We start from the raw sequence: 12,877 nt of genomic DNA on the forward strand, positions 1-12,877 counted from the left end.
AGGTAAATAAGTGCTTCTTCAACCGAACAGCCAGATCAGGGCCACACCCAATATCAGCCGATAGACCACGAAGGGCTGCATGCCGATGCGGCGGATGAAGACCAGGAAGAAATGAATGCACAGGTAGGCGCTGATGCCGGACAGCACCGTGCCCGCCGCCAGGTCGCCCCAGGCCACCGGGACCTCGTCCTGGGCCAGGCCCAGGGCCTCCAGGCCGCCGGCCAGCACGATCACCGGGATCGACAGCAGGAAGGAGAAGCGAGCCGCCGCCTCGCGGGACAGGCCGAGCATCAGCGCCGCGGTCATGGTGATGCCCGAGCGCGAGGTGCCGGGAATCAGCGCCAGGGCCTGAGCCAGACCGATCCACAGGGCATCGCGGACGCTCATCCGGTACTCGCTGCGCGTGCCGCGATGGCGCCAGTCGGCGATCCCCAGTACCACGCCGAACACGATCAACCCGCCGGCCAGCACCAACGGCGAGCGCATCACCTCCGAGATGACATCCTCGAACGCCAGGCCCACCACCGCCACCGGGATGGTCGCCAGGATCACCCACCAGGCCAGGCGGGCGTCGTCGTCGGTGCCGCGGCCAGCGACGCTGCGCCCCCAGCTGGCCGTCATGGTCACCAGCTCGTGGCGGAAGTAGAGCACCACCGCCGCCAGGCTGCCCAGGTGCAGGGCCACGTCGAAGGCCAGGCCCTGGTCGGGCCAGTCGGAGAAGACCGGTACCAGGATCAGGTGCGCGGAGCTGGAGACGGGCAGGAACTCGCTCAATCCTTGAACGAGGGAGAGCACGACGATCTGTAGCCATTCCATGGGCGGGGTCTCTATCAGCAAAAACGGTAAGTAGCTTGGTAAATCAAGGCCTAAGGACCCTGGCGACGCGTCGACGTTCCCCGGCTTGGGCGTTTTTTATCCGACCGGCAATACCATGGTGGCGATGCCAAAGTAGATCAGCACCCCGGAGGCGTCGATCAGGGTCGTCACCAGCGGCGCCGAGGCGGTCGCCGGGTCCCAGCCCAAGCGATCGAGCACGAACGGCAGGCACATGCCGAGCAGGCTGCCGAACAACACGATGGCGATCATGCTGACCGCCACCACCATGGCCACCGCCTCGCCGCCGCGAAACACGCCGATAGGCGCCACGGCGAGCGCCATGGTCAGCCCCAGCGAACCGGCCACCAGCAGCTCGCGACCGAACAGCTTGCCCCAGTCGCGCACCCCGACGTCGCCGGTCGCCAGGCCGCGCACCGTCAGGGTCGCGGCCTGGGCGCCGGCGTTACCGCCGCTGCCGATCAGCAGCGGCAGGAAGAACACCAGCGCCACCTGGGCCGAGATGGTCGCCTCGTAGTGGGCGATACCCGCGCCGGACAGCAGGTTGCCGAATACCAGCAGCACCAGCCAGGTCACCCGCTTGCGATACAGGCTCCACAGCGGTACCCGGCTGACGCCATCCTCCAGGGCGCCGATCGACATCCCCTTGTGGAAGTCCTCGGTGGCCTCGGATTCCACCACGTCCAGGGCGTCGTCGTGGGTGACGATGCCGACCAGGCGACGCATCTCGTCGACCACCGGCAGGGCCAGCAGATCGTAGCGAGCCACGATCCGCGCCACTTCTTCCTGGGGCGTGTCCACCGAGGTGTGGATGACGTCGTGGATCATCATGTCGTCGACCCGGGCGCCGGGGCGCGCCACCATCAGCTGACGCAGCGACATGGTACCGGCCAGGCGCCCCTCGGGGTCGATCACGTAGAGCTGGTAGACCGTCTCGGCGTCCGGGGCGGTCTGGCGCACGCGCATCATCGCCCGGGAAACGGTCATGCCGGCGGGAATGGCCACGTAGTCGGAGGTCATCAGGGCGCCGGCGGTGCCTTCCTCATAGCTCGCCAGGCGCTTGAGTTCCTCGCGCTCCTGGTGGGCCATACGCCGCAGCAGCGCCTCGCGGCGATCGTCGTCGAGCGCCTTGAACAGGTCGGCGCGCTCGTCGCCGCCCATCTCCTCGAGCACCGCCTGGAGGCGGTCGTCGCCCATGCCCGCGGCGATCGCCAGCTGCTCCTCGCCGTGCAGATGGCCCATGACGCTGGCACGCCGTTCCAACGGCAGGCAGTCCAGCAGCGCGCGCGCGCGCAGTTCATGCTCGCTCTCGAGCAGGTCCTGGAGAATTTCGGCGATGTCCGCGGAGCGAAGCTCCGGCAGCAGGGTGCCCAGGCGCTCACGGTCGTCGACCTCCAGGGCGGCGAGCAGGCCTTCCTTGTGGCGATTCAGGGCATCGCTGAGTGGCATGGTCTGATCCTCCCTGTGCCAGCGCGAACGAGAAGGGGCGTCATCATCGCACAGGGCGTGGAAGGCGTCAACTTCGGCGGCGCCCCTGAAGGCGCCGCCGGGAAGGGATGAGGTCGGGACACGGATCGCTGTATCCTTGACCGACGCAGGCACCGATCGGCCTGGCATCGATGCAGGGAGGACGACAGGAATGGAACGCAGGATTCTCGACACGCTGGCCGAACTCGGCTTCACCAGCCGCGCCCGCCTGAGTGAACTGGCGCGCCGCGAAGGCATCGAGCTGCCGCCATTCCTGTTGCGGGTGCTGTCCATCGTGGGCCGGTTCCCGGCGCACAACCAGCAGCAGCTGCTGCAGCGACGCGGACATGACAAGGGCCAGGTGGCACGCGCCTTCAAGCAGCTCGAGCAGCAGGCATTGATCCGCCGCAGCGGCAGCTCCACCCCGCGGCGCATCACCCAGGCGGCGCTGACCGAGGAAGGCCAGCGCCTCTTCTCGCGGCTGGAGGCGGCCCGTGGCGAACTGGCGAGCCAGGCGCTGTCGGGCTTCGCGCCCGAGGAAGTCACGCAGCTCAACGCCCTGCTGCAGCGCATGCTGGAGAACGTGGACCGCACCGCCGACTGAGCGCGCCCGCCCCTGCACACGCGGGACTCTCGGATCCTGCCACCGGCACAAATTGACATAGTCAACTTGTGCCGGTAGCGTGTGCGCTCCTTCGCGGCCCCCTCACCGCGCCACTATCCCCACCGCCAGAGCGTTCGATGTCCCTGCGACTTGTCCTCGGGCTGGTAGGCATGCTGCTGGCCTGTATCGGCGCGGATATCAACCAGGAAGCGACCTCGCTGGCCCTGGCGGATGTCCGCGGCGCCTTCGGATACAGTGTCGATCAAGGCAGCTGGTTTACCACCCTCTACAGTATCGGTGCCGCCATGGGCATGCTGGTCGCGCCGTGGCTGGCCATGACCTTCTCGGTACGCCGCTTCGCCGCCGTGGCCGCCGTCTCGCTGGGCCTGCTCGGGCTGGCCTGCGCCGCCACCGAGTCGCGCTCGCTGCTGCTGATGCTGCGCTGGTGTCAGGGGCTCACCACGGGCTTTCTCATCCCGCTGCTGATGATGGTCGCCCTGCGCTTCCTGACCCCGGCGCTCAAGCTGTTCGGCCTCGCCGCCTACGGCCTGACGGCCACCTTCGCGCCCAACATCGCCATGCCCGTGGTCGCCTGGGCCCACCACGGTCCGGGCATCGGCTTCGTGTTCTGGGCGGTCCTGCCGCTGTGCCTGGTGGCGTCGGGGCTGATCCTCCATGGCCTGCCGCAGGATCCGCTGCGCCTGGCGCGCTGGCGGCAGTTCGACTGGCTCGGCTGGGGGCTGGGCTGGGCACTGTGTGCCAGCGTCGTGACCCTGTTCGCCCAGGGCGAGCGCCTGGACTGGCTTCACTCGCCGCGGATCCGCGGGCTGGCCATGGCCAGCCTGGTGCTGCTGCCCCTGTTCCTGTGGCACTGTGCGTTCGGGCCTGCGCCGCTGATCCGTCCGCAACTGCTCAGACGCGTCAATTTCGGCTTCGGCGTCTGCATGCTGGTCGGGGTGATCGCCCTAAGCGCCTCCAGCGCCTCCCTGCCCGCCGAGTTTCTCGCCGAGGTCCAGGGCTATCGCCCGCTGCAGAGCCTGCCGGTGACGCTGGCCGTCGCGCTGCCGCCGCTGATGATCCTGCCGCTCGCGGCCTTGGTGTTGAATGTCGAGCGCATCGACTCGCGCTGGATCATGGCATCGGGGCTGCTGCTGATGGCAGCGGCCAGCTGGTCGAACAGCCACGTCACCCTGGCGTGGATGCGGGAGCAGTTCTACGTCGCCCAGGTGGTCTTCGCGATCGGACAGTCCATGGTCGTGGTCGGCCTGCTGATGACCGCCACTGCGGTCGTCGATCCCATGGAAGGCCCCTTCGCCTCGGCGACGATCAACACCTCCCGGGCGCTGGCCGGGCCGGTGGCCGGCGGCCTCATCGGGCACTACCTCGCGGTCGCCATCGATCGCCACGCCCATGCCCTGATGGAACGGCTGGGCACGATGCGCTTCTCGCTGATGCAGTCGGCGCCGCTGAGCGGCCACGGCCGCGAGGCGTTGAACTGGCCCATGGGAGGCCCAGGCGGCGAGGCCTTGCTGCAGCTTCATGAACGAATCGATGCGCAGGCGACGGTCCTGGCCTATGCCGATGCCTGGCGCCTGATGGCGCTGCTGGCCCTGCTGCTGGTGCCGCTCTGCCTGCTGCCCAAACGCACCCACGCACCGCGGTTCAACCGCCCCCGACCGATATGACCGATACCCAGACGCCCCAAGCCCCTTCCCGCTCCCTCGCCCCACGCCTCATCGGCGCCGCCGCGCTGCTGTGCGTGACCCTGGGGGGCGCCTTCCTGACCGCCCCCTGGTGGATGAGCGACGGCCGAGCCTGGACCAACAATGCCAAGCTGGATGCCGACTACACGGTCATCTCGCCGCGCGTCGCCGGCGATATCGTCGCCGTGCACGTCGAGGATCACGAGACAGTGTCGCGAGGCGACGCCCTGATCGACATCGACCCGCGCGACTATCGTGCCGCCGTCGATGCCGCCGAGGCCCGGGTGGCGTCGGCGCAGGCCAGGCTGGCGGAGATCGAGGCCGAACTGGCCAGGCAGCCGTCTCGAATTCGCCACGCCCAGGCCGTGGTGGACGAGGACATCGCCAACGTCGACTACGCCCGCCTCGACGCCGAGCGCTACCGCCGCCTGCGTCATGACGGCAATGCCTCGCAGCAGAACGCCCAGCAGGCCGCCGCCAACGCCTCGGCACTGGACGCCCGCCGCCAGGCGGACCAGGCCAGCCTGGACGACGTGCGTCATCAGACTCAGGTCCTGGAAGCGCGGCGGGCGAGTGCGCAGGCGACTCTGGCCCAGGCCCGGGCCGAGCGTGAGCAGGCCCGTCTCTCGCTGTCTCATACCCGGGTGGCGGCGCCTAGAGACGGCATCGTGGCCGAACAGGCCGGTCGCGTCGGCGCCTGGACCGAGGCCGGCGGGGCGCTGATGGCGATCGTGCCGACCGATGCGATCTACGTCACCGCCAACTATCGGGAGGTCGAGATCACCGAGGTTCGCGTCGGCCAGCCGGTGACGATCTCGGTGGATGCCTATCCCGGGATGACGCTCGAGGGCCACGTCGACAGCCTCGCCCCGGCCACCGGCACCACCTTCTCGCCGATCTCCCACGACGATGCCTCGGGGAACTTCACCAAGATCGTCCAGCGCCTGCCGGTGCGCATCGCCATCGAACCGGATCAGCCCGGGCTCGACCGGCTCAAGGTCGGCCTCTCGGTCGAGACGACCATCCATACCGACGCCGACGGCTGAGCCTCGAAGAGCCTTCCCGCGGCCATCGCCCCGCCTGCCGACCAAAAAAAGCGCCCCCCGACTCAGTCGGGGGGCGCTTTCATCGCACGGGGCGTGGCGCGACCTTAGCCGCTGCGACCCACCTTGCGACGCAGCTGCTGGATGGTCCGCAGCTGGGCCGCAGCCTCGGCCAGTTCAGCCGTGGCGCGGGTGTAGTCCATCTCGGCGGACTTGTCCTGCATCGCCTTGAGGGCCTGCTGGCGGGCCTCCTCGGCGGCGGCCTCGTCCAGGTCGTCGGCGCGCACGGCGGTATCGGCGAGCACGGTGACGACCTCGGGCTGGACCTCGAGGAAGCCGCCCGAGACGTAGAAGTGATCCTCTTCACCTCCGCCACGGACGATGCGCACCGGGCCGGGGGCCAGTTCGGTGAGCAGCGGCGTGTGCCCCGCCAACACCCCGAGATCCCCCGCGCGACCGGCTGCCACGACATGCTCGGCTTCGCCGGAGAAGATCGACGCCTCGGCGCTGACGATCTCGCACTTGAAGGTTTTCGTCATGATGACGTCTCCCAGGTGGAGGGATTACTTCATCTGGTTGGCTTTCTCGACGGCCTCGTCGATGGTGCCGACCATGTAGAAGGCCTGCTCCGGCAGCTCGTCGTACTCGCCGTCGAGGATGCCCTGGAAGCCACGGATGGTTTCCTTCAGCGACACGTACTTGCCGGGGGCGCCGGTGAAGACCTCGGCGACGAAGAACGGCTGCGACAGGAAGCGCTGGATCTTACGCGCCCGGGACACGGCCAGCTTGTCCTCGTCGGACAGCTCGTCCATGCCCAGGATGGCGATGATGTCCTTGAGCTCCTTGTAGCGCTGCAGCACGCCCTGCACGCCGCGAGCGGTCTTGTAGTGCTCCTCGCCGACGACCAGCGGATCCAGCTGACGAGAGGTGGAATCCAGCGGGTCGATGGCCGGGTAGATACCCAGCTCGGCGATGGAACGCGCCAGTACCACGGTCGCGTCGAGGTGCGAGAAGGTGGTGGCCGGGGACGGGTCGGTCAGGTCGTCCGCGGGCACGTACACCGCCTGCACGGAGGTGATGGAGCCGGTCTTGGTGGAGGTGATGCGCTCCTGCAGGACGCCCATCTCCTCGGCCAGGGTCGGCTGGTAACCCACCGCGGAGGGCATGCGGCCCAGCAGTGCGGACACCTCGGTACCGGCCAGGGTGTAGCGATAGATGTTGTCGACGAACAGCAGCACGTCGCGGCCTTCATCGCGGAACTTCTCGGCAATGGTCAGGCCGGTCAGGGCCACGCGCAGACGGTTCCCGGGCGGCTCGTTCATCTGGCCGTAGACCAGCGACACCTTGTCGAGAACGTTGGACTCCTGCATCTCGTGATAGAAGTCGTTGCCCTCACGGGTACGCTCACCGACACCGGCGAACACGGAGTAACCGCTGTGCTCGGTGGCGATGTTGCGGATCAGCTCCATCATGTTGACGGTCTTGCCGACACCGGCGCCGCCGAACAGGCCGACCTTGCCGCCCTTGGCGAACGGGCACACCAGGTCGATGACCTTGATGCCGGTCTCCAGCAGCTCGCTGGTGGCCGCCTGGTCGGCATAACCCGGTGCCTTGCGGTGGATCGGCATGCGCTCTTCTTCGCCGATCTCGCCCGCCTCGTCGATGGGCTCGCCGAGCACGTTCATGATCCGACCCAGGGTCTCCTTGCCGACCGGCACGGAGATGGCGGCCTGGGTGTTGGTGACGTCCATGCCACGCTTGAGGCCCTCGGTGGAGCCCATGGCGATGGTGCGCACCACGCCGTCGCCCAGCTGCTGCTGGACTTCGAGAACGGTCTCGGCATCCGAGACCTTCAGCGCGTCGTAGACCTTGGGAACATCGTCCCGCGGAAACTCTACGTCAATCACCGCGCCGATGATTTGTACGATACGTCCGCTCATCTTGGTTCCTCTCAAATACCTGCAAATGAAACCCGGTTGCCGGAAGGGATTCGCCCTTCCTCGGCGTTATACGGCGGCGGCGCCACCGACGATCTCGGAGATTTCCTGGGTAATGGCCGCCTGACGGGCCTTGTTGTACACCAGCTCCAGGTCGTCGATCAGATTGCCGGCATTATCGGTGGCGCTCTTCATGGCGATCATCCGCGCGGCCTGTTCGCAGGCCACGTTCTCGACCACCGCCTGATAGACCTGCGCCTCGACGAAACGCACGAGCAAGCTGTCCAGCAGCTCCTTGGCATCCGGCTCATACAGGTAGTCCCAGTTTCCGGGACGCTTGTTTTCTTCGTTCTGCTCTTCGGCACCCATCTCGGGCGACAGGGGCAGCAGTTGGCGAACCACCGGCTTCTGCGTCATGGTGTTGACGAATTCGTTGAACACCACGTACAGACGATCCAGCTTGCCCTCGTCGTAAGCGTCCAGCATCACCTTCACGCTGCCGATCAGCTCGTCGGCTTCCGGCGCCTCGCCCAGGCCGCTCTTGGCCGCGACCAAGCTGCCGCCATACTTGCGGAAGAAGTGGGTGGCCTTGCTGCCCAATGCGCAGAAATCCAGCTCGGCGCCACTGTCGCGCCAGGCCTTGGCCTCCTTGACGACGGCCTTGAACATGTTGACGTTCAGGCCACCGCACAGGCCGCGGTCACTCGACACCACGATGTAGCCGACCCGCTTGACCTCGCGATCCAGCATCCACGGATGCTTGTACTCGGGGTTGGCGTCGGCGACGTGGCCGACCACCTTGCGGATCTGCTGGGCGTAGGGCTGGCTGGCCTTCATCCGGTCCTGCGCCTTGCGCATCTTCGACGCAGCGACCATCTCCATGGCACTGGTGATCTTCTGCGTGTTCTTGATGCTGCCGATCTTGGTGCGTATCTCTTTTGCAGCTGCCATAGCGATCTACTCCGTTCGTGGCCCTCAGAAAGCTCCAGGGCCCGCTCCCCGGGAGGAGCGGGCCGGCGGGGTCACCAGCTCTGAGTGGCCTTGAACTTGTCGAGACCGGCCTTGAGGCCGCTCTTGATGTCGTCGCTGTAGTCGCCGGACTCATTGATCTTGTCGAGCAGCTCGGCGTGCTCGGCCTTCATGTAGTCCTGCAGGGCACGCTCGAAGTCCAGCACCTTGCTGACCTCGACGTCTTCCAGGTAGCCCTCGTTGGCGGCGTACAGGGAGACGGCCATCTCGGCCACGGACATCGGCGCGTACTGGTTCTGCTTCATCAGCTCGGTGACGCGCTGACCGTGCTCCAGCTGCTTGCGGGTGGCCTCGTCCAGGTCGGAAGCGAACTGGGCGAAGGCCGCCAGCTCACGGTACTGGGCCAGGGCCAGACGCACGCTGCCGCCGAGCTTCTTGACGATCTTGGTCTGGGCGGAGCCACCGACACGAGACACCGAGAGACCGGCGTTGATGGCCGGACGGATGCCCGAGTTGAACAGATCGGTCTCGAGGAAGATCTGACCGTCGGTGATGGAGATCACGTTGGTCGGAACGAACGCGGAGACGTCGCCACCCTGGGTCTCGATGATCGGCAGCGCGGTCAGCGAGCCGGTCTTGCCCTTGACTTCGCCGTCGGTGAACTTCTCGACGTAGTCGGCGTTGACGCGCGCGGCGCGCTCGAGCAGACGGGAGTGGAGATAGAAGACGTCACCCGGGAAGGCTTCACGGCCCGGCGGACGACGCAGCAGCAGGGAGACCTGACGATAGGCCACGGCCTGCTTGGACAGATCGTCATAGACGATCATGGCGTCTTCACCGCGGTCGCGGAAGTACTCGCCCATGGTGCAGCCGGAGTAGGCGGCCAGGAACTGCATCGGGGCCGGATCGGCGGCGCCGGCGGCGACCACGATGGTGTGCTCCATGGCGCCGTGCTCTTCGAGCTTGCGCACCACGTTGGCGATGGTCGACTGCTTCTGACCGATGGCCACGTAGACACAGGTGACGCCGGTGCCTTTCTGGTTGATGATCGCGTCGATGGCGATCGCGGTCTTGCCGATCTGGCGGTCGCCGATGATCAGCTCACGCTGGCCGCGGCCGATCGGCACCATGGCGTCGATGGACTTGAAGCCGGTCTGGATCGGCTGGTCGACGGACTGACGGGTGATGACGCCCGGGGCGACCTTTTCCACCGCGTCGGTCTTGTCGGTGCCGAGGTCGCCCTTGCCGTCGATCGGGTTACCCAGGGCATCGACCACGCGACCGCGCAGCTCGGGGCCCACCGGCACCTCGAGGATGCGGCCGGTGCACTGGGCGGTCATGCCCTCTTCGAGCTGAAGGTAGTCGCCCAGCACCACGGCGCCGACGCTGTCGCGCTCGAGGTTCAGCGTCATGCCGTAGATGCCGCCGGGGAACTCGATCATCTCGCCGAACATCGCGTCGGTGAGGCCGTGGATCTGCACGATACCGTCAGACACGCTGACGATGGTGCCCTGGTTGCGGGCTTCGGTCGCGACATCCAGCTTCTCGATACGCTGCTTGATGATGTCGCTGATCTCGGAAGGATTCAGTTGCTGCATGCCATGTCCCTCAGACTCAGGCGGAAAGGGCCTCGTGGAGGCGGTTCAGTCGACCGCGCACCGACCCGTCGATGACGGTGTCGCCGGCGCGCAGGATGACGCCTCCCAGGAGGGTGGAATCCACCTGAGTGGTAATGGAGATTTCGCGGTTCAGACGCTTGGCCAGCGCGCTCGCGAGCTTGTCCTGCTGCGCTTCGTCCAGCGGGAAGGCAGAGACGATGTCGACGTCCATGCGCTTCTCCTCCTGGGCCTTGAGCAGCTCGAATTGCTCGGCGATGACCGGCAGGGCCGTCAGGCGACCCTGCTGGCCGACCAGACGCAGGAAGTTGCGCACGTCGTCGACGACGGCATCGCCGCAGATCTCGACGATCGCATCCACCTTCTGTGCGCTGGAGAGTCGCGGGTTGCCCAGCACTCGACGGCGCATGTCGTCGTCTTCGACGACATGCGCCACGGTGGTGAGCATGCCGGACCAGTCCTCGAGCGCCTTACGTCCGACGGCGTGTTCGAAGGCCGCCTTGGCGTAGGGGCGAGCGACGGTAGACAGTTCCGCCATGGGTCACCTCCTCCTCAAAGCTCTTCGGCAAGTTGGTCAACGAGCTTGCCGTGCTGCTTCTCGTCGATGGAGGCTTCCAGGACCCGCTCGGCGCCGACGATGGCGAGCCGCGAGACCTGGCCACGCAGCTCTTCCTTCGCGCGGTTCACTTCCTGGTCGATCTCGGACTTGGCCTGGGCGATCATGCGCTCGCCTTCCTGGCGGGCCTGATCACGCGCCTCGTCGATCATCTGGGTGGACCGCTTGTGGGCCTGCTCCAGGATTTCGGCCGCTTGCTCCTTGCTTTCACGCAGGGTCTCGCTGGCCTGCTGTTCGGCCAGTTCGAGGTCGCGAGAAGCACGGCTGGCAGCATCCAGGCCATCGGCGATCTTCTTCTGGCGCTCATGGAGCGCATTGCTGATCGGCGGCCACACGTACTTGGTGCAAAACCAGACGAAGATCGCGAAGGCGATCATCTGTCCGATAAGCGTCATGTTGATATTCACAGGGGCGTACCTCTGACAGATTCGTGGCGACCGGAAACAAGCAAACCGAGCGCAGCGCGCTCGGTATGCCAATCGTTAGCCGGCGACGACGAAGATCAGGTACATCGCGATACCAACGCCGATCATCGGCACGGCGTCCAGCAGGCCGGCCATCAGGAAGGTCTTGGTCTGCAGCTGGTTGCCCAGCTCCGGCTGGCGAGCGGTGGTCTCGAGCAGCTTGCCGCCCAGCAGAGCGAAGCCGATGCCAGTACCCAGAGCGCCCAGGCCGATCATGAGGGAAGCGGCGATGTAGACGAGTTCCATGATGATACTCCTTACGAGTTGAGGTTAAGTTTCAAGGGTTTATCGGGTATTACGCGATTCAGTGATGCTCGTGAGCAGCGTTCAGGTAAACCACCGTCAGCACGGTGAAGATGAACGCCTGCAAGGTGATGACCAGGATGTGGAAGATGGCCCAGGGAACGTTGAGGGTCCAGGACACCCAGAACGGCAGCAGGGCGATCAGGATGAAGATCACCTCGCCGGCAAACATGTTACCGAAGAGACGCAGGCCAAGGCTGAGCGGCTTGACGAGCAGGCCGATGATTTCCATCACCAGGTTGAAGGGGATCAGCAGCCAGTGGTTGAAGGGCGTCAGCGACAGCTCCTTGGCGAAACCACCGAGGCCCTTGACCTTGATGCTGTAGTAGATGATCAGGCAGAACACGCCCAGCGCCATGCCCAGGGTGGCATTGGGGTCGGTGGTCGGCACGAGCTTCATGTACTCGACCCCGAAGCGGGCGAACAGGGCGGGCGCGAAATCGACCGGCACCAGCTTGAGCAGGTTCATCAGAAAGATCCACACGAACAGCGTCAGCGCGATCGGCGCGATCAGCGGGTTCTTGCCCTTGAAGGAGCCGCGTACGGTGGATTCGATGAACTCGAAGACCATCTCGATGGCGTTCTGCAGCTTGCCGGGCACGCCGGTGGTCGCGGCCTTGCCAACCTTGCGGAACAGCCAGATGAACAGCGCGCCCATGGCCAGCGACCAGCCCATGGTATCCAGGTGAATGGCCCAGAACCCCATGTCCTGAGCCTCGGCAGCGGAGTGCGCAATGGACCAGCCGTTCTCGGGGTGGTAGCCATATGTCAGGTTTTGCAGATGGTGCTGGATATACTCCACAGGAGTCGGGTTATTGCCTGCCATGAGCTGCCTCGATTTCAGTGGGGTAATGGTCGCGTGCCCAGCCAGGCGGCCAGCCAGTGAACGAACAGCATCACCACATAAACGCCAAAGAATAAAGCATGATTTGAGGGGGGCACTGCGATGAACACCACCGCGAACAGAGCCACCGTCAAACCAAACTTACCCGCCTCCGCACGATAGAGGCCGCTCACCATCCGGCGCGCTTGGCGGCCGCCCCGGTGACGAAACATTCGCCAGGCGAAGTAGCCGTTGGCGATCAGCGCCACGCCGCCACCCAGCAGGATCGAGACCGCGTCTCCCGGGCTTCCCAGAAGCCATCCCAGGCCGGACAGCGCACCGAGCATAGCAACCTGCGCGGCCATCAACCATCCGAGAATCGGGCGCCTGTACCTGGCTGCCATGGGATCTCCGTGCACGTTGCCGACATTGGGGCCGACGTCGGCGTCCCGTTTCCTCGCGCCCCGCCGTTGGCGGTAGCCAATGGCGAGCCCGGCG

Annotated in this window: 14 protein-coding genes; 3 read left to right on the forward strand and 11 right to left on the reverse strand. The window is 66.1% G+C overall.

Annotation, left to right across the window (positions count from 1 at the left end; translation table 11 throughout):
• Positions 1-18: 18 nt before the first annotated feature.
• Together QWG60_RS16590 and mgtE are read right to left on the reverse strand one after the other, a co-directional pair.
• The gene (locus QWG60_RS16590; RefSeq protein WP_046078865.1) at positions 19-816 is read right to left on the reverse strand and encodes an undecaprenyl-diphosphate phosphatase; all 798 of its coding nucleotides are present in this window, start codon (positions 814-816) and stop codon (positions 19-21) included.
• A gap of 96 nt (positions 817-912) precedes the next feature.
• Entirely contained in the window at positions 913-2,283 is a 1,371-nt protein-coding gene (gene mgtE / locus QWG60_RS16595; RefSeq protein ID WP_035594486.1) for a magnesium transporter, read from the reverse strand.
• 190 nt (positions 2,284-2,473) lie between these two features.
• On the opposite strand from mgtE, the gene QWG60_RS16600 reads away from it, so the two are divergent.
• The 3 genes from QWG60_RS16600 to QWG60_RS16610 all read left to right on the forward strand — a co-directional run bounded on the left by QWG60_RS16600 (position 2,474) and on the right by QWG60_RS16610 (position 5,654).
• A complete protein-coding gene (locus QWG60_RS16600; RefSeq protein WP_052719324.1) occupies positions 2,474-2,905 on the forward strand; it encodes a MarR family winged helix-turn-helix transcriptional regulator in 432 nt (143 codons plus the stop codon).
• Positions 2,906-3,042: 137 nt separating this feature from the next.
• Complete coding sequence (locus QWG60_RS16605) at positions 3,043-4,590, forward strand: MFS transporter (RefSeq protein WP_146909130.1); 1,548 nt, start codon at positions 3,043-3,045, stop codon at positions 4,588-4,590.
• On the forward strand, positions 4,587-5,654 hold the full coding sequence (locus tag QWG60_RS16610) for an HlyD family secretion protein (protein WP_107181741.1): 1,068 nt from the start codon (positions 4,587-4,589) through the stop codon (positions 5,652-5,654). Before QWG60_RS16605 ends, QWG60_RS16610 begins: the two co-directional genes overlap by 4 nt.
• Positions 5,655-5,758: 104 nt before the next feature.
• Here the strand turns inward: QWG60_RS16610 and QWG60_RS16615 are convergent, their stop codons facing one another.
• From QWG60_RS16615 to QWG60_RS16655, 9 genes are all read right to left on the reverse strand, one after another.
• Positions 5,759-6,190 (reverse strand): F0F1 ATP synthase subunit epsilon, encoded by a 432-nt coding sequence (locus tag QWG60_RS16615; RefSeq protein WP_035594491.1) that lies wholly within the window; start codon positions 6,188-6,190, stop codon positions 5,759-5,761.
• Positions 6,191-6,214: 24 nt separating this feature from the next.
• Positions 6,215-7,591, reverse strand: coding sequence for a F0F1 ATP synthase subunit beta (atpD, locus tag QWG60_RS16620; protein WP_016854219.1), 1,377 nt, complete (start codon positions 7,589-7,591; stop codon positions 6,215-6,217).
• A 66-nt stretch (positions 7,592-7,657) separates the two neighbouring features.
• Complete coding sequence (gene atpG, locus QWG60_RS16625; protein ID WP_046078867.1) at positions 7,658-8,539, reverse strand: F0F1 ATP synthase subunit gamma; 882 nt, start codon at positions 8,537-8,539, stop codon at positions 7,658-7,660.
• Positions 8,540-8,610: 71 nt separating this feature from the next.
• Positions 8,611-10,155, reverse strand: a complete 1,545-nt coding sequence (atpA, locus tag QWG60_RS16630) for a F0F1 ATP synthase subunit alpha (protein WP_035594496.1) — start codon at positions 10,153-10,155, stop codon at positions 8,611-8,613.
• Positions 10,156-10,171: 16 nt separating this feature from the next.
• Positions 10,172-10,711, reverse strand: coding sequence for a F0F1 ATP synthase subunit delta (locus tag QWG60_RS16635; RefSeq protein ID WP_146909132.1), 540 nt, complete (start codon positions 10,709-10,711; stop codon positions 10,172-10,174).
• A 14-nt stretch (positions 10,712-10,725) separates the two neighbouring features.
• Positions 10,726-11,196 (reverse strand): F0F1 ATP synthase subunit B, encoded by a 471-nt coding sequence (locus QWG60_RS16640; RefSeq protein WP_026068332.1) that lies wholly within the window; start codon positions 11,194-11,196, stop codon positions 10,726-10,728.
• A gap of 75 nt (positions 11,197-11,271) precedes the next feature.
• Entirely contained in the window at positions 11,272-11,499 is a 228-nt protein-coding gene (gene atpE, locus QWG60_RS16645; RefSeq protein WP_016854214.1) for a F0F1 ATP synthase subunit C, read from the reverse strand.
• Positions 11,500-11,557: 58 nt separating this feature from the next.
• Complete coding sequence (gene atpB / locus QWG60_RS16650; protein WP_146909134.1) at positions 11,558-12,382, reverse strand: F0F1 ATP synthase subunit A; 825 nt, start codon at positions 12,380-12,382, stop codon at positions 11,558-11,560.
• 14 nt (positions 12,383-12,396) lie between these two features.
• Positions 12,397-12,783, reverse strand: a complete 387-nt coding sequence (locus QWG60_RS16655; protein WP_107181739.1) for an ATP synthase subunit I — start codon at positions 12,781-12,783, stop codon at positions 12,397-12,399.
• Positions 12,784-12,877 lie beyond the last annotated feature (94 nt).

Origin of the sequence: Halomonas halophila (assembly GCF_030406665.1) — a bacterium.
Classification (GTDB): domain Bacteria; phylum Pseudomonadota; class Gammaproteobacteria; order Pseudomonadales; family Halomonadaceae; genus Halomonas; species Halomonas halophila.